Origin of the sequence: Kitasatospora sp. NPDC090308 (assembly GCF_044769485.1) — a bacterium.
Taxonomy (GTDB): domain Bacteria; phylum Actinomycetota; class Actinomycetes; order Streptomycetales; family Streptomycetaceae; genus Kitasatospora; species Kitasatospora fiedleri.
In genome coordinates, this window is sequence record NZ_JBIVXY010000004.1 from 348,556 (window position 1) to 364,627 (window position 16,072).

Sequence of the window (16,072 nt, forward strand, 5' to 3'; positions counted from 1 at the left end):
TACGGGTGGTGCGCGGTGGTGCGCCGGTCAGGCCGTGGCGGCGGCCAGCGGGGCGGGGGCGGCCAGGAGCTGCTCCGCCAGTTCGAGCACGCCGGGGGTGAGCAGTCCGTGCTCGGCCGTCAACTCGCGCAGTGTCGCCGCGAGTTCGTCCCGACGGTCGAACTCGCAGGTGAGCACGGTGTTGGCGTACGCCTGGCCGTCGATGTGGAACTCGCTGGCCCGGACCAGGTCGAGGCGTTCGCGCAGCAGCGCGGTGAGCGCGGGGGTGGCCCGGCGGATCGGCAGTTGCAGCGCGAGCCGGCGGCGGCGGCCGAAGCCGGGGGCCTGCTGCTCCCAGGTGCCGAGCAGCAGCGAGAGCAGCGCGGCGTAGGTGTTGTCGCCGGAGGCGGCGATGGAGAGCGTGGTGGAGCCGGAGACCCGGGGGTTGATCTCGATGACCTGGTAGCCGCCGTCGACGTGGATCATCTCGACCTCGATGGCGCCCTCGATCCCGAGGTCCTCGCACAGCCGCAGCAGCCGCTCGGCGACCGGCCGGAAGTCCCGGTCGGGGCCGGGGCGCGGCGCGGTGTAGCGGACGGTGTCGAAGACGAAGGACGGGGCACCACCGGTCGGCCCCTTCCAGATCAGCGGCTGGAGGGCGTAGTGCCCGGGCCGGCCGACCACCTCCACCGAGCAGAGTTCGCCGGTGACGCAGTGCTCCAGGACGGTGCTGCCGTCGTACGGGTCGGCGAGGTAGGCGCGCAGGGCCGCCCGGTCGGGCAGGAAGCGGATGCCGGTGGCGAGGCAGTCCCACAGCGGCTTGGAGAGCAGCGGGTAGCCGATCCGCTCGGCCTGCGCCAGCAGCAGGTCCTGGTAGGCCGGGGCCTGGACGCTGCGGCCGCGCAGCAGGTCGCCGTCGACCAGCAGCCCGTCGGGGGTGTCGAGGCCGTGGGCGGCGAGCAGCCGCTTGGTCTCCCACTTGTTGGCCAGCACGCAGGTGGCGTCCGGGCTGTGCATGACCATCGGGATGCCGCGGGCGGCGAGCTTCTCGCGCACCACGGCGTCGCGCAGCGCGTTCTCGTCGGGTATGGAGAGCGAGACGACGCCGTCGGCGCCCCAGGCGGCGATCCGGTCGGCGATCTGCTCGCAGCTCAGGCCGGGCGGGAGCTTCTCGGACTCGCCGGGGAAGTCGTCCGGTCCGCACTCGCCGTCGGTGTGGAACAGCTTGAGGGTGAGGCCGGCCTCGGCGGCCGGGCCGGCCAGCTCCCGGACGTAGGGGTCGGTCTGCTGGATCTCGATGGAGCGCAGCAGCGCGATGCGGGCCATCTCAGGCCAGCTCGATGCGGACGGCGGCCAGGGCCTCGGCGGCGAGCCGGTTGACCTCCTCGGCCGTTTCGGCGGTCAGGATGAAGTGGCCGACCCGGGAGATGTTGTCCTGCGGGCGGGCGAGTTCCTTGCCGGGTTCGGCGTACAGCGCGGTGGCCACCGTGTGCGGGCCCTCGGGGAGGTGCTCGACGGAGCGCAGCACGCCGGCCGACGGCGGGGTGAGGAAGCGGATCGCGGCGGCCCGCTGGTGGGTGGGCAGCACGTCGGGGTGCTCGCCGAGCGCGGCCTGCAGGTAGGCGCGGGCCTCGCTGACGCCGGTCGCCTGCCGGACCAGCTTGACGATGTGGTCGCCCGGCGGGCGGGCGCCGACCTCGATGATCCGGGCGGTGTTGTCCTCCAGCAGCTTGAGCTCGGTGTGCGCGACGCCGTACCGGAAGCCCAGCGCGGCCAGGCCCTGTTCGACGGTGGCGAGCACCGCCTCGGTGGCCGCCGCGTCCAGCGCCGCGGGGACGGTGTGGCCGACCTCGGCGCGGGTGGCGTCGTCGGTGGTGAACTTCTCGGTGATCGCCAGGTGGTGGTACTTCTCCTCGAAGACCACCGTCTCGATGCTGAACTCCTTCCCGCCGATGTACTCCTGGATCAGCACGGTGGTCTCCAGCGGCGTGCCGTGCGGGAACTCCCGCGGCCAGCCCTGGGCGAACTCGACCGCCGCGGCCAGCTCCTGCTCGCCGCGCACCACCGAGACGCCGACCGAGCCGGCGTTCTCGCACGGCTTGACCACCACGGGGTAGTCGAGGCCGGTCCGGGCCAGCGCCTCGGCGGCCTCGGCGGGGCCGGCCACCACGGCCGTGCGCGGCGCGGGGACGCCGGCGGCGTCGAAGACCTGCGCCATCACCCGCTTGTTGCGGGCGGCGGCGGCCTTCTCCGGGTCGTGGCCGGGCAGGCCGAGTTCGGCGGCCACCCGGGTGACCAGCGGGGAGAAGAACTCCCAGCCGGTGACGACGCCGTCGACGCCCCGCTCGCGGGCGAAGGAGAGCAGGTCGCGGACGGCCGTCTCGGTGTCGCCGAGGTCGGTGAAGACCGTGCCGTCGATCCTCTCCTTCAGTTCGGGGCGGTAGTCGCGGTACAGCTCCTCGTGGGTGGCGACGTGCACCTCGACGCCCAACTCCCGCGCCGCGTCGAGCAGGTCACCACCGACCATGCCGTTCGCCTCGATCAGCAGCAGTTTCTTCATGGATGTCCTCCTGGACGGGCAGGCCGGAGCGGCGATGGGGGCAAATGCTTTGATTACATGGACAATTGACGGTGCATCAGGTCTTTCCGCACGTGAACGCGCGTAGATCGGCGTGCGGAAGTGTCGAACAACGGCGCATCGGGCCGTTCCATTGGTTACGATCAGCCCTGGTCATGAGCGCGACGGTTCATGCCGCGCCGGGGGCGGCAGCTACATGGGGAGCTGGGATGTGCGGTGTGCCAGGAAGGTCGGGGACGTACTCGACGCTCCGGCAACCGGTCTGCCACGGCATCGGTGTCGACGCGGGCCGCGGGCCCGCCGCGGGCACGGGATTCCCGGTGGCGGGATTCCCGGCGGCGGCATTCCCGGTCGTGGGCGCCCCGGCTGCGAGAGTCCCGGCTCCTAGGGTTCCGGTCGTACGCGTTCCGGCCGCGAGAGTCCCGGTCGTGCGCGTTCCGGCTGCGAGAGTCCCGGCTGCGAGAGTCCCGGTCGTGAGCGGGCCGACCGTGCGCGTTCCGGTCCGATGTCGGCGTTCCTGCCCCGGGAGATCGGTCGACGGCGGCTGAGCCGTCGGCGGTGGAGCGCGTCCGCCGGTCCGGAGGTCAGTGACCGCCGGTGGGGGTGACGTCCCATTCCAGGTCCGCGACCACCCGGGTGCCGTGCCCGGTACCGGGGTGCCCGGCGCCGGTTCCGACCGCCGCCACGCCGATCACGGCGGCGGCCGGCAGGAGGAGCAGGGCGACCCAGCGCCGCAGGTGGCTGGAGGCATGGCTGATCATCGGTCACATCCTTCTGTCAGGTGGGTGGTTGCGGAGAACCCGTGTCCGTCCGCACACACAATTCTTGGCCGACCGGCCGAGTCGAGCAAGCGATCAGCTGGCTCATGTTGATGAACAGCATGAACATGAGGGTGGTCATGAACACCGAACACCGGACCGGTGATCCCGGTCAGGAGGACGTCCCCCGGCTCAGCCCCGCCGCCGAGCGGCTCTACGTGCGCTCGCTGAGCAGCGGCAGCCTGCCCAACCCGGCGGTCGGCGGCGGTCCCGTCGGCCTCTCCGCCGCCTGCCTCTCCCCTGACGAACTGGCCGCCAGCGAACAGCTGTTGAGGCTCGGGCTGCTCGCCGCCGACGCCGCCGAGCCCGCCCGCCTGGTCCCGGTGGACCCGCAGCTGGCCGCGGCCTCGGTGCGCCGCCGGGTGCGACTGCAGTCCGCCCGGATCGAGGAGTACGGCTCGCGCCTGGTCGGGGAGTTGACCCGGCTCTCGCACCTCTACGACCAGGCGTCCGAGGAGGGCCCGCAGGCGGCGCCCGTGCAGGACCTGGTCGGCCTGGACATGATCACCTCGGCGATCGACGAGGCGATGCGCGACTGCACCGAGGAGGCGCTCACCGCCCAGCCCGGCAACGGCCGCCGGGCGGACGCGCTGGCCCGGGCGCTCGGCAAGGCCGAGGAGCTGCTGGCCCGCGGCGCCCACCTGCGCACGCTCTACCAGCACCCGGCCCGGTTCAGCGAGCCGATCCGGGACTACGTGACCAAGGTGTCCTCGCTGGGCGCGGAGGTCCGTACCCTCGACGAGCTGCCCAAACGGCTGATGATCTTCGACCGCAGGACGGCCTTCGTCTCGGCCGCCCAGGACAGCCGCCGCGCGGTGCTGGTCCGCCACCCCGCCCTGGTCGCCTACCTGGCCGACGCCTTCGAGCGCGACTGGCGGCGGGCCAGCCCGTACGACGTCCGCTACCGCGGCGGCTCGGCCGGGCGGGGGCTGAACGAAGTCCAGCAGACCATCCTGCGGATGCTGGTGGACGGCGAACCGGACGACGCGATAGCCCGTCGGATGAGCCTCAACGTCCGCACCTGCCGGGCCCACATCGCCAAGATCCTCAAGGCGTACGACGCCCAGAGCCGGGTTCAGATGGCCTACCAGCTGGGCCGTTCCGAGGCGCTGTCCGGCGACGGCCTGCGGGGCGGGGTGCCGAGCGGCGCGCCGAGCGGGGCGGCCTGAACCCCCTTCGGCGACAGGGGATTTCGGCCGCCCGACGTCAGCTGCGGACGCGCAGGCGTTCGCCCTGCGGGCCGAACATCACCAGGTACTCGACGGGGCGGTCCGGGGCGGCGTTGGCGACCCCGTGCGGGGCGCGGGTGTCGAACTCGGCGACCTCCCCGGCGGCCAGCACCAGCTCGCGGTCGCCGAGGGCCAGCCGGAGCCGCCCGGAGAGCACGCAGAGCCACTCGTGGCCGGGGTGGGAGACCTGGCGCGGCCGGGACGGGGGCCCGTCGGCGGTGGTGTCGGTGGCGGTGGTGTCGGTGGCGGCGGTGGCGGCGGTGGTGTCGGTGGCGGCGGCCGTGGCGGGCAGGACGTGCTTGTGCGCGTGCAGGCCGCCGACGTAGCGGGTCAGCGGGAGCACCGCCTTGTCGTCCGCGCCCCGCAGCGGTGCCGGTCGCGCGGGCGCGGTACCGGCCAGTTCGTCGAGCGGGACGCGGTACTCCCGGGCCAGCAGGAGCAGCACCTCCAGGGTGGGGTGGCGGTGGCCGTTCTCCATCCGGGACAGCGTGCTGGGGGTGAGGCCGGTGGCCCGGCACACCTCGCCGAGGCCGCGACCGTCGCGGGCCCGGGCGGCGCGCAGCCGTGGGCCCATGGTGGCCAGCAGGTGCGCCACCTCCTCGTTGCCGGTCATCCCGGGCACTCCCCTCAGCTGCGGTGTTGCCGATCCGGCAAGAGTAGTCGCCCGGGCGGGGCGGGACGGCGCATGATCGACCTGTTCCCGGCGCCGGGGCGTTCCCGCCGCCGTCCAGCCCCTTGTCCGGTCCCCGGTCCAGCCCCTTGGAGGAGTCGTCATGTCCGTACCGCAGGAGACCGTCGGGTCCGGCCCGGCCGCCGGGGCCCGGCACCGCACCGTCGCCGGGCCCGCGGGGCCGCTGCACCTGGTGGAGCAGGGGGACGGGCCGCTGGTGCTGCTGGTGCACGGGTTCCCGGAGTCCTGGTACTCGTGGCGGCACCAGCTGCCGGCGCTCGCCGCGGCGGGGTACCGGGCGGTGGCGCCGGACGTGCGCGGGTACGGGCGGTCGTGCCGGCCGGACGATCCGGCGGCGTACCGGATGCGGGAGCTGGTGGCGGACAACCTGGCGCTGGTGCGGGGGTCGGGCGCGGAGACGGCGGTGGTGGTCGGGCACGACTGGGGGTCGAACATCGCGGCCGCGTCCGCCCTGCTGCACCCGGAGGTGTTCCGCGCGGTGGGCCTGCTGAGCGTGCCGTACGCCCCGCCGGGCGGGCCGCGGCCGGGCGAGGTGTTCGCCGGGATGGGCGGGCCGGAGGAGTTCTACGTCTCGTACTTCCAGCGTCCGGGCCGGGCGGAGGCGGAGATCGAGCCGGACGTCCGGGGCTGGCTGGCGGGGTTCTTCGCCGCGCTGTCCGCCGACACCATGCCCGGCCCGGACGCGCCGGACCCGCACTTCGTCTCCCGGGCCGCGGGCGGGACGCTCCGCGAGCGCTTCCCGCGCGGGGTGCGGCCGTCCTGGCTGTCGGAGGCCGATCTCGACTTCTACGCGGGCGAGTTCGAGCGCACCGGCCTGACCGGCGCGCTGAACCGCTACCGGAACATGGACCGGGACTGGGCGGAGCTGGCCCCCTTCGCCGGGCGTCCGCTGGAGCAGCCCGCGCTGTTCGTCGGCGGGACGCGGGACGCCTCGACCACCTGGATGGCGGAGGCGATCGACGCCTTCCCGGCCACGCTGCCCGGACTGGTCTCCGCCCACCTGCTGGAGGGCTGCGGCCACTGGGTGCAGCAGGAGCGCGCCGAGGAGGTCAACGGGCTGCTGACCTCCTGGCTCGACTCCCTGCCGTCGAACTGACCATCCGTCAGGACGGCTGCCCGGACGGCTCCTTGACGACGTGAGGCTGCGGAACGGGTGCGGGCGCGGCGGGGGCCGGGCGGCGCACCAGCAGGACGACCAGCGCGGCGGCGAGCAGTCCGGCCGCTCCGGCGGTGAGGTAGACGTGGTCGAGGGCGGCGGCGTAGGCGTGGCGCGGATCGGTGCCGGGGCGTTCGCGCAGGGTGTTCTGGAAGACCGTGCCGAGGACGGCGATGCCCAGGGCGAGGCCGAGTTGGCGGGCGGTGTTGAACGCGCCGGAGGCCATGCCGGCGCGTTCGCGCGGGACGGCGGCCAGGGCGGCGGCCATCATCGGCGGGGTGGCCAGGCCGACGCCGACGCCGGTGGCCAGCAGGCCGGGCAGCAGGGCCGTCCAACCGGTGGTGGGCGAGACCAGGGTGAGCAGCAGGGTGCCGCCGCCGATCAGGGCCAGGCCGAGGGCGATCGGCAGCCGCGGGGGTGCGCCGCGCAGCAGGCGGCTGCCGGCGGGGGCGGTGAGGAAGGCGGCGGCGGCGAGCGGGCAGACGGCCAGTCCGGCGTTCAACGGGCTGAGGTGCAGGACCTGTTGGAGCCAGAGGCCGGTGTAGGTGAGCTGGGCGAAGGCGGCGGCGGTGAGCAGCAGCCCGGCGGCGGCGAGGCCGACGAAGGCGGGGTTGCGCAGCAGCCGCAGGTCCAGCAGGGGCCGGGCGGTGCGCAGTTCGACGGTGGTGAAGGCGGCGAGGGCGAGGGCGGCGGCGATCAGGGTGGCGGCCACCAGGGGGTCGCTCCAGCCGCGTTCGCCGCTCTCGATCAGGCCGTAGGTGAGGGCGGCGGCGAACAGCGTGAACGTGGCGGCGCCGGGCAGGTCGAAGCGTCCGGCGGACCGGCCCGCCACCGCTCCGGACCGGCCCGCAGCCTCGGCCTCCGTGGCGCGGGGGCGGTCGGCGGTGAGGTGGCGGACGGTGAGCCAGGCGGCGACGGCGGCGATCGGCAGGTTGACCAGGAAGATCGAGCGCCAGCCGAACTGCTGGGTGAGCAGCCCGCCGAGCACCGGCCCGGCGGCGGCCGCGGCGCCGTTGACCGCGCCCCAGACGCCGAACGCGGTGCCCCGGTCGCGGCCCTGGTAGGCGGCGTTGAGCAGGGCGGTGGTGGAGGTCATCATGGCGGCGCCGCCGAGGCCCTGGGCAGCGCGGGCGGCGATCAGGGTACCGGCGTCGGGGGCGAGCGCGCAGGCCAGTGAGGCGAGGCCGAAGACGGCGAGGCCGGCCAGGTAGAGGCGGCGGTGGCCGAGGCGGTCGCCGAGCGAGCCGAAGGCCATCAGCAGGGCGGCGAGGGTGAGGGCGTAGACGTCCACCACCCACTGCAGGGCGGTGAAGGTGGAGTGCAGGTCCTCGGACATCTCGGGCAGCGCGGTGTTCACGATGCTGGCGTCGACCAGCAGCATGAACGCGCCGACGCAGATCGCCGTCAGGGGTATCCACTTGCGCACGGGCGGGGTCGTCCTTCCGGGACGGGGTTGTCGTTTCCTTCCGTACTCTCGCTCCGGACCGCCGCTTTCCCCTAGCCGGTGCGCGGTTCGCGCCGGTTCTCGACACGTCCTACGATGGTGCGGTGGAATCCGACGGCTACGACGCGCTCGACCGGCAGCTGGTGCACGCGCTGCAGTTGGCGCCGCGGGCGGCGTTCAGCCGACTGGCGGCGGTGCTGGGGGTGTCGGACCAGACGGTGGCGCGCCGGTACGGGCGGCTGCGCGGGGCGGGGGTGATCCGGGTGCTGGGGCTGCCCGACCCGGAGCGGCTGGGCGAGGTGCGCTGGCAGTTGCGGGTGCGCTGCTCGCCGGACTCGGCGGGGGCGGTGGCCGCGGCGCTGGCCCGCCGGGAGGACACCGTGTGGGTGTCGCTGAACTCGGGCGGCACCGAGATCGCCTGCTCGACCCGCACCCCGCCGGACCGCTCGGACCACTCGCTGCTGCTCCAGCACCTGCCGCGCACCCCGAGCGTGCTGGGGGTGAGCGCGCACTGCGTGCTGCACACCTTCTTCGGCGGCGCGCAGAGCCTGGCGGTCAAGTCCGGGGCGCTGACCGCCGGGCAGGTCGCGGAGCTGACCGCGGCCGGTCCGCGGGTCGCCGAACCGGACGGCCCGGTGCCGGAGTTGGACGCGGCGGACCGCCGGCTGCTGGCGGCGCTGGCGGTGGACGGGCGGGCCCCGCTGGCCGAACTGGCCGCCGCCTGCGGGAAGTCGGAGAGCACGGCGCGCCGCCGGCTGGAGGAGCTGGCCGGCTCGGGGGTGCTCTACTACGACCTGGACGTGGACTGGCGGATCTTCGGGCTGCGCACCCACACCTGGCTGTGGCTGAACGTGGTGCCGTCCGAACTCGCCGCCGCCGGTGCGGCGCTGGCCGCCCACCCGGAGGTGGCGTACGCCTGCGCGACCACCGGCCCGAGCAACCTGCACGCGGTGGTGATCACCCGCAGCGTGCGGGAGCTGTACGCCTACCTGACCAGCCGGGTGGCGGCGCTGCCGGGGGTGCAGCACCTGGAGACCGCGCCGACCATCCGGATCGTCAAGGGCCCGGGCCCGCTGCCGCTGGCCTCCCCGCGCGACATCTGACGCTGCGTCAGGATGCTGGCGGGGAGGGCGGGTCCGGCTTCCTCAGCTGCGCAGGAACTCGCGGTTCAGGCGGGCGATGCCGGACAGCGGGATGCCCTTGGGGCAGGCGGTGGCGCACTCGCCGGTGTTGGTGCAGCCGCCGAAACCCTCGTCGTCCATGGTCTCCACCATGGTCCGCACCCGGGAGGCGCGTTCGGGGGCGCCCTGCGGGAGGACGTTGAGGTGGACCACCTTGGCAGCGGTGAACAGCATCGCGGAGCCGTTGGGGCAGGCGGCGACGCAGGCCCCGCAGCCGATGCACTCGGCGTGCTCGAAGGCCAGGTCGGCGGCCTCCTTGGGGACGGCCGTGGCGTGCGCCTCGGGGGCGGAGCCGGTGGGGGCGGTGATGTAGCCGCCGGAGCCGATGATCCGGTCGAGCGCGGAGCGGTCCACCACCAGGTCGCGGACCACGGGGAACGCGCCGGCCCGCCAGGGTTCGACGTCGATGGTGTCGCCGTCGTCGAAGTGCCGCATGTGCAGCTGGCAGGTGGTGGTGCGTTCGGGGCCGTGGGCCTGGCCGTTGATGACCATGCCGCAGGCGCCGCAGATGCCTTCGCGGCAGTCGTGGTCGAAGGCGACCGGGCGTTCGCCGCGCAGGATCAGTTCCTCGTTGAGGGTGTCGAGCATCTCCAGGAAGGACATGTCCGCGCTGATGCCGGAGACCCGGTACTCGGTCATCTCGCCCGGGGTGTCCGGGCCTTGCTGGCGCCAGATGCGCAGGGTGAGGTTCACGCGTAGCTCCGCTGGGTGGGGTGGACGTGCTCGAAGACGAGCTGTTCCTGGTGCAGGACGGGGGCGGTGCCGGTGCCGGTGAACTCCCAGGCGGCGGCGTAGCCGAACTCCTCGTCGCGGCGGGCGGCTTCGCCCTCGGGGGTGGCGGACTCGGTGCGGAAGTGGCCGCCGCAGGACTCGGCGCGGTGCAGCGCGTCCAGGCACATCAGTTCGGCGAGTTCGAAGTAGTCGACCAGCCGGTTGGCCTTCTCCAGCGCCTGGTTGAGCTCCTCGCCGGTGCCGGGCACCTTGATCCGGCGCCAGAACTCGTCCCGGATCCGCGGGATGCGGGCCAGCGCGCGGCGCAGCCCGGCCTCGTCGCGGGCCATGCCGCACTCCTCCCAGAGGAGTTCGCCCAGTTCGCGGTGGAACGAGTCGGGGGTGCGGTCGCCGTCGACGGCCAGGATCAGGTTCAGCCGGTCGGCGGACTCGGCCTCCACGGCGGCGAGTTCGGGGTGGTCGGCGGGGACGGCGGCGAGCTTGGTGCGGCCCAGGTAGTCGTTGAGGGTGGGCGGCAGCACGAAGTAGCCGTCGGCCAGGCCCTGCATCAGGGCGCTGGCGCCGAGCCGGTTGGCGCCGTGGTCGGAGAAGTTGGCCTCGCCGATCGCGAACAGGCCGGGGATGGTGGTCTGTAGGTCGTAGTCGACCCAGAGGCCGCCCATCGTGTAGTGGATCGCCGGGTAGATCCGCATCGGGACGGCGTACGGGTCCTCGGCGGTGATCCGCTCGTACATCTCGAACAGGTTGCCGTACTTGGCCTCGACGGCGTCCCGGCCGAGCCGGGCGACGGCGTCGGCGAAGTCGAGGTAGACGCCCTGCCCGCCGGGGCCGACGCCGCGGCCCTCGTCGCAGACCACCTTGGCGGCCCGGGAGGCGATGTCGCGCGGCACCAGGTTGCCGAACGCCGGGTAGATCCGCTCCAGGTAGTAGTCGCGCTCGTCCTCGGGGATCTGCCCGGGCGGGCGGGTGTCGCCCTCGGCCTTGGGCACCCAGATCCGGCCGTCGTTGCGCAGCGACTCGCTCATCAGGGTGAGCTTGGACTGGTGGTCGCCGGAGCGCGGGATGCAGGTCGGGTGGATCTGGGTGAAGCACGGGTTGGCGAACAGGGCGCCGCGCCGGTGGGCGCGCCAGATCGCCGTCGCGTTGGAGTTCTTGGCGTTGGTGGAGAGGTAGAAGACGTTGCCGTAGCCGCCGGTGGCGAGCACCACGGCGTCCGCGGTGTACGAGCGGATCTCGCCGGTGACCAGGTCTCGGGCGACGATGCCGCGGGCCCGGCCGTCGACCACCAGCAGGTCGAGCATCTCGGTGCGCGGGTGCATCTCGACGTTCCCGGCGGCGATCTGCCGGGACAGCGCCTGGTAGGCGCCGAGCAGCAGCTGCTGGCCGGTCTGGCCGCGGGCGTAGAAGGTGCGGGAGACCTGGACGCCGCCGAAGGAGCGGGTGTCGAGCAGGCCGCCGTACTCGCGGGCGAACGGGACGCCCTGGGCCACGCACTGGTCGATGATCTCCACCGAGACCTCGGCCAGCCGGTGCACGTTGGACTCGCGGGCCCGGAAGTCGCCGCCCTTGACGGTGTCGTAGAACAGCCGGCGCACCGAGTCGCCGTCGTTGCGGTAGTTCTTGGCCGCGTTGATGCCGCCCTGCGCGGCGATCGAGTGGGCCCGCCGCGGGGAGTCCTGGAAGCAGAACTGGACGACGTGGTAGCCCTGTTCGGCCAGGGTGGCGCCGGCCGCGCCGCCGGCCAGGCCGGTGCCGACCACGATCACGGTGTGCTTGCGGCGGTTGGCCGGGTTGACCAGCTTGGCCTCGAACCGCCGCCGCTCCCACCGCTGTTCGATCGGCCCGGCCGGGGCGGTGGTGTCGGCGACCGGGTCGCCGAGGGTGTAGTCGAGGTAGCTCATCGGGGCCGCTCCGTCCTTCGCGGTGTCGGGGTCCATCGGGGTCACCGGACCAGTCCGGCCATCACGGCCACCGGCACCGACAGGAACCCGGCGGTCAGCAGCAGCGCCAGCGCGTTCGCGCCGACCTTCAGCGCCCGGTCGCGGCGCGGGTTGTTGACGCCCAGGGTCTGCGCGGCGCTCCAGAAGCCGTGCCGCACGTGCAGGCCGAGCGCCAGCATCGCCAGGCAGTAGATGACGCCCGAGTACCAGGTCGAGAACGAGGCCACGACGTTCTGGTACGGGTGGCCCTCCTCGGCGGCCGGGTTCACCGTGAGGGTGGTCAGGTCGAGGATGTGCCAGACGATGAACAGCCCGAGGATCACCCCGCCCCAGCGCATCGTCCGGGTCGCGTACGTGGCCCGCTGCCGCCGGTGCGCGTACTTGACCGGGCGGGCCTTCAGATCGCGGCGGGAGAGCTGGTAGGCGGCGGTGCCGTGGGCGACCACGGCCGCCACCAGGACGAGGCGGGCCAGCCAGAGGAACCAGCCGTGGTGCAGCAGCGGCTCGCCGAGGGTGCGCAGCCAGTGCGCGTACCCGTTGATGTCGTCCGGACCGAAGAAGATCTTGAGGTTGCCGAGCATGTGGGCGACCAGGTACGCCAGCATCACCAGGCCGCTGACCGCCATCACGGCCTTCTTGCCGACGGAGCTGCGCCAGAGCGCCGCCAGGGAGGACGGGTGCCGGCCGGGGGCGGGGGCCCGGCCCGTCCGTTTCGCCCGGTTCGCCGGGGGTGCGGAAGCCATGGCCATGACCGTAAGCCGGGCGTGTCGCGGGTGTCCAAGACATGGAACCGCCGATCACGATAGGCAGTGCCTATGATGGCTGGTGTGCAGTTGCAGCAGCTCGCCTACTTCGTCGCGGTCGCCGACGTTCGGCACTTCACCCGGGCCGCCGAGCTCAGCCACGTCTCGCAGCCCTCGCTCTCCCAGCAGGTCCGCGCCCTGGAACGGGAGCTGGGCGCCGAGCTGTTCCACCGCTCGCGCTCCGGGACGACCCTGACCGACGCCGGACAGGCCCTGCTGCCGCTGGCCCGGCGCATCCTCGCGGACGCCGACAGCGCCCGGCGGGCGGTCGCCGAGACCGTGCAGCTGCGCCGGGGCCGGGTCCGCTTCGGCGCCCCGCCCTCGCTCTGCGCCAGCCTGGTCCCGGAGGTGCTGCGCGCGTACCGGGCCCGGCACCCCGGCGTCGACCTGCACCTCACCGAGGGCGGCTCCCGGGACCTGGTCCGCGACCTGGAGGCCGGCGAGCTGGACCTCGCGCTGGTCATCACCCCGGCCTCCGCGCCGCCCGCCCCGCTCGCCGTCACCCCGCTGCTGCACGAGGACCTGGTGCTGGTCTCGGCCGACCCGCTCCCCCGCGGCCGGGCCCGGATCACCGACCTGCGCGGCCGGGGCCTGGTGATGTTCCGCGAGGGCTACGACCTGCGCGAGACCACCCTCGCGGCCTGCCGCGCCGCCGGGTTCGAGCCGGTCTACGCCGTCGAGGGCGGCGAGATGGACGCGGTCCTGGCCGCCGTCCGGGCCGGCCTGGGGCCCGCGGTCGTCCCCGGCATGGTCGCCGCCAGCGCCAACCTCCCCACCACCCCCTTCGCCCCGCCCGGCCTCGGCCGCACCATCGCCGTCGCGCACGGCCGCGACCTCCCGCTGACCCGCGCCGCGAGCGCCTTCCGCGACACCCTGCTCGCCCACCTCCACGAGGCCGACCGCACCGACTCCCTCCCGCCCGGCACCCGGCTGCTGCCCTGACCGCCGCGGCCGGGCCCCCGCCGCGGGCCGCCGACGGGCTGCCCGTAGGGTGGGTGCACGGAACATCGGTGCGACGAGGGGTGGTCCGGGTGTCCGGGAGCGTGGTGGCGGTCAGCAGCAGCGGGGAGTACTCGTTCACGAAGCCGAACCGGGACGGCATCCGCCTGCTGGCGGGTCTCGGGGTCGAGGGGGACGTGCACGCGGGGGTGACGGTCAGGCACCGCTCCCGGGTGGCGCAGGACCCGACCCAACCGAACTTGCGGCAGGTGCACCTGATGCACGCCGAACTGTTCGAGGAGCTGGCGCAGGCCGGTTACACCGTCGGGCCCGGGCAGCTGGGCGAGAACGTCACCACCCGGGGCGTGGACCTGCTGGGCCTGCCCGTCGGGACGCTGCTGCGGCTCGGCGCCGAGGCGGTGGTCGAGGTGACCGGGCTGCGCAACCCGTGCGGGCAGATCGACCGCTTCCGGCACGGCCTGCTCAAGCAGGTGGTGGGGCGGGACGAGACCGGGGCGGTGGTCCGCAGGGCGGGCGTCATGGGCGTGGTCCGCTCCGGCGGCGAGATCCGCCCCGGCGACCCCGTCACCGTCACGCTGCCGCCCGAGCCGCACCGCCCGCTCGAACGCGTCTGAGGAGGGCCGGGCCCCGGGCCGGTCACTCGAAGAACTTCAGGCTCCAGCCGGTGTCGGCGGTGGGTCCGGGGACGTTGGCGCGGCGGTAGGTGGCGCCGCCCCACCAGGCGAACGTGCCGGTGTACCAGTACCGTTCGGCCCAGGAGTAGGGCGTGCCCTTGGGGACGGCGTGGAACATCAGGGGGAAGGTCGACCCGGCGGGCGGGCTGGTGTTGATGTCGCCGTTCAGCAGGACGAAGCTGTGGTGGCCGGGGCCGTCCACGTGCAGGGTCGGGTCCCAGCCGGACATCATCGTCTCGCGGTGGGAGCCGAACAGGCAGCCGTTGGACTTGTACCAGTCCCACACGTACGTCGGGTCGCCGCCGGCCCGCAGCCGCAGGTCGGCCAGGCAGTACTGGTCGCTCCAGCTGCCGTTGGCGGAGTACGTGACGTGCAGTTGCCCGTTGGGGTCCTTGATCGCCTCGGGTGCCTCGTTGATGAACGGGTTGCCGACCACCCGCTCCCAGCCCTCCCGGGGCTGGGAGATGACGTAGCGGGCGCCGGTCGGCGCGGTCGGGGTGTTCATCCGGGCGATGTAGAGGTTCTGCTCGACGTTGGTGTCGCCGGCCCAGCCGGACCAGACGAACCAGCGCTGCCCGTTGAAGGTGAACAGGGTGCCGTCGATGGCCCACCTGTCGTCCGGCAGGGCCAGTTTCGTCTCGGCGCCGTAGCCGCTGTCGGGGGTGGCGGAGCTGATGGCGTACATCCGGTGGGCCGCGCCGCGGCCGGCCGAGAAGTAGATGTAGTAGCGGCCGCCGTCCACCACGATCTCCGGCGCCCACACCTCGCCGCGCCCGGCGGTGTCCGACCAGACCTGCCGGGCGGGCGCCGAGGCCAGCGCGGCCGTCGAGGCGGCCTGCCGGACGGCGATGCCCGCGCCGGTGGACTGCACCGAGACGTACGTGCCGCCGACCCGCAGCACGCTGGGGTCCGCGGCCCGCAGGGCGGTCTGGGACGCTTCGGCCGGGGCGGTGACCGCGGTGGACAGCGCGGCGGCGAGGACGGCGGACAGGGTGAGGGCGACGGCGCCGGACAGGCGGCGGGAAGGCTTCATGGTGTCCCGATCCGTGGTGGGGCCCGGGGCCGGGCACCGGCCCGGCCGGTGGCGGCGCGTCGGGCTCTGCAACGTTGGAGGAGCGCTCCTCCGCAGCATCCCGACCGACACTGAACATGTCAACACCCGTGGCACGGCCGCCGGTCCGGACCACCGGCCCGGGCGGCGGACCCCTGGCCCGGGCGGCGGACTCAGGGCGCGGGGCGGGACCAGCCGCGGGCCTCGCCCTCGTCGATCAGTCGGCGGGCGGCCTCCCACAGCGGGGTGGAGGCGTCGCCGATGACGGCCTTGCGGGCCCGGACGTCGGCGGCGGTGACGCCGGGGGTGCGCCAGGTGCCGCCACGGGCCAGCCAGTTGAGCAGCAGGGGCTGGAGGCGGTCCATCGCCTTGGCGAACCGGGCCTCGGGGGTGCGGCGGGCCTCGAACTCGTCCCAGTGCGCGCGCAGCAGGCGGGTCTGGTCGGCGGGCAGCAGCCCGAACAGCTCGTCCGCGGCGACGGCCTCGCGCTCCGCCTGGTCGACGGCCCCCGCGTCGTCGTACAGCGGGGTGTCCCCGGCGTAGATCTCCACCAGGTCGTGCAGCAGGACCAGTTGGACGGTGTGGCCGACGTCGATCGGCTCGTCGGCGTACTCGGCCAGAACGGTCACCATCATCGCCAGGTGCCAGGAGTGCTCGGCGTCGTTCTCGCGGCGGTCGGCGGCGGCCAGCGGCGACTGGCGCAGGACGGTCTTGAGCCGGTCCACCTCCACCAGGAAGGTCAACTGGGCGCGCAGCCGCTCGTCCAGCCCCTCCGGGAAGGGCGTGCGGTCGACGAGCAGGGGCCGGGTTTCTTCGCTCATGCCGCCCATCCTGCC

At 74.0% G+C, this 16,072-nt stretch carries 15 protein-coding genes; 5 read left to right on the forward strand and 10 right to left on the reverse strand.

What is annotated here, in order from left to right; genetic code table 11:
• Nucleotides 1–27: 27 nt before the first annotated feature.
• From ACIQVD_RS12130 to ACIQVD_RS12140, 3 genes are all read right to left on the reverse strand, one after another.
• Entirely contained in the window at nucleotides 28–1,305 is a 1,278-nt protein-coding gene (locus tag ACIQVD_RS12130; protein WP_400684895.1) for an ATP-grasp domain-containing protein, read from the reverse strand.
• A 1-nt stretch (nucleotide 1,306) separates the two neighbouring features.
• Nucleotides 1,307–2,539, reverse strand: a complete 1,233-nt coding sequence (locus ACIQVD_RS12135; RefSeq protein WP_400684892.1) for an ATP-grasp domain-containing protein — start codon at nucleotides 2,537–2,539, stop codon at nucleotides 1,307–1,309.
• Nucleotides 2,540–3,141: 602 nt separating this feature from the next.
• Nucleotides 3,142–3,318 (reverse strand): hypothetical protein, encoded by a 177-nt coding sequence (locus ACIQVD_RS12140; protein WP_400684889.1) that lies wholly within the window; start codon nucleotides 3,316–3,318, stop codon nucleotides 3,142–3,144.
• A 137-nt stretch (nucleotides 3,319–3,455) separates the two neighbouring features.
• Between ACIQVD_RS12140 and ACIQVD_RS12145 the strand changes: the two genes are divergently transcribed.
• Nucleotides 3,456–4,544, forward strand: coding sequence for a LuxR C-terminal-related transcriptional regulator (locus tag ACIQVD_RS12145; protein ID WP_400684886.1), 1,089 nt, complete (start codon nucleotides 3,456–3,458; stop codon nucleotides 4,542–4,544).
• Between the two features lie 37 nt (nucleotides 4,545–4,581).
• Here the strand turns inward: ACIQVD_RS12145 and ACIQVD_RS12150 are convergent, their stop codons facing one another.
• Nucleotides 4,582–5,217, reverse strand: a complete 636-nt coding sequence (locus tag ACIQVD_RS12150; RefSeq protein ID WP_402288275.1) for a helix-turn-helix domain-containing protein — start codon at nucleotides 5,215–5,217, stop codon at nucleotides 4,582–4,584.
• A 160-nt stretch (nucleotides 5,218–5,377) separates the two neighbouring features.
• On the opposite strand from ACIQVD_RS12150, the gene ACIQVD_RS12155 reads away from it, so the two are divergent.
• Nucleotides 5,378–6,391: an alpha/beta fold hydrolase gene (locus tag ACIQVD_RS12155; RefSeq protein WP_400684880.1), complete on the forward strand. Its 1,014-nt coding sequence runs from the start codon at nucleotides 5,378–5,380 to the stop codon at nucleotides 6,389–6,391.
• Between the two features lie 7 nt (nucleotides 6,392–6,398).
• Here ACIQVD_RS12155 and ACIQVD_RS12160 read toward each other — a convergent pair whose 3' ends face one another.
• Nucleotides 6,399–7,877, reverse strand: a complete 1,479-nt coding sequence (locus ACIQVD_RS12160) for an MFS transporter (RefSeq protein ID WP_400684877.1) — start codon at nucleotides 7,875–7,877, stop codon at nucleotides 6,399–6,401.
• 122 nt (nucleotides 7,878–7,999) lie between these two features.
• Here ACIQVD_RS12160 and ACIQVD_RS12165 point away from each other — a divergent pair, with 122 nt between their 5' ends.
• On the forward strand, nucleotides 8,000–8,998 hold the full coding sequence (locus ACIQVD_RS12165) for an Lrp/AsnC family transcriptional regulator (RefSeq protein ID WP_400684874.1): 999 nt from the start codon (nucleotides 8,000–8,002) through the stop codon (nucleotides 8,996–8,998).
• Between the two features lie 42 nt (nucleotides 8,999–9,040).
• Here the strand turns inward: ACIQVD_RS12165 and ACIQVD_RS12170 are convergent, their stop codons facing one another.
• From ACIQVD_RS12170 to ACIQVD_RS12180, 3 genes are read right to left on the reverse strand one after another with little or no spacing between them, the layout of a single operon-like run.
• Nucleotides 9,041–9,769 (reverse strand): succinate dehydrogenase/fumarate reductase iron-sulfur subunit, encoded by a 729-nt coding sequence (locus tag ACIQVD_RS12170; protein ID WP_100838929.1) that lies wholly within the window; start codon nucleotides 9,767–9,769, stop codon nucleotides 9,041–9,043.
• A complete protein-coding gene (locus ACIQVD_RS12175; protein WP_402288669.1) occupies nucleotides 9,766–11,709 on the reverse strand; it encodes a fumarate reductase/succinate dehydrogenase flavoprotein subunit in 1,944 nt (647 codons plus the stop codon). The genes ACIQVD_RS12170 and ACIQVD_RS12175 overlap by 4 nt, the downstream gene beginning before the upstream one ends.
• Before the next feature lie 41 nt (nucleotides 11,710–11,750).
• On the reverse strand, nucleotides 11,751–12,497 hold the full coding sequence (locus ACIQVD_RS12180) for a succinate dehydrogenase cytochrome b subunit (protein WP_402288279.1): 747 nt from the start codon (nucleotides 12,495–12,497) through the stop codon (nucleotides 11,751–11,753).
• Nucleotides 12,498–12,575: 78 nt separating this feature from the next.
• Between ACIQVD_RS12180 and ACIQVD_RS12185 the strand changes: the two genes are divergently transcribed.
• Together ACIQVD_RS12185 and ACIQVD_RS12190 are read left to right on the forward strand one after the other, a co-directional pair.
• Nucleotides 12,576–13,493, forward strand: coding sequence for a LysR family transcriptional regulator (locus ACIQVD_RS12185; protein ID WP_402288282.1), 918 nt, complete (start codon nucleotides 12,576–12,578; stop codon nucleotides 13,491–13,493).
• 101 nt (nucleotides 13,494–13,594) lie between these two features.
• Nucleotides 13,595–14,125, forward strand: coding sequence for an MOSC domain-containing protein (locus tag ACIQVD_RS12190; protein ID WP_400685375.1), 531 nt, complete (start codon nucleotides 13,595–13,597; stop codon nucleotides 14,123–14,125).
• Between the two features lie 22 nt (nucleotides 14,126–14,147).
• Here ACIQVD_RS12190 and ACIQVD_RS12195 read toward each other — a convergent pair whose 3' ends face one another.
• Nucleotides 14,148–15,218, reverse strand: coding sequence for a glycoside hydrolase family 43 protein (locus ACIQVD_RS12195; protein ID WP_402288284.1), 1,071 nt, complete (start codon nucleotides 15,216–15,218; stop codon nucleotides 14,148–14,150).
• Nucleotides 15,219–15,409: 191 nt separating this feature from the next.
• Nucleotides 15,410–16,057 (reverse strand): HD family hydrolase, encoded by a 648-nt coding sequence (locus ACIQVD_RS12200; protein ID WP_400684859.1) that lies wholly within the window; start codon nucleotides 16,055–16,057, stop codon nucleotides 15,410–15,412.
• Nucleotides 16,058–16,072: the final 15 nt, after the last annotated feature.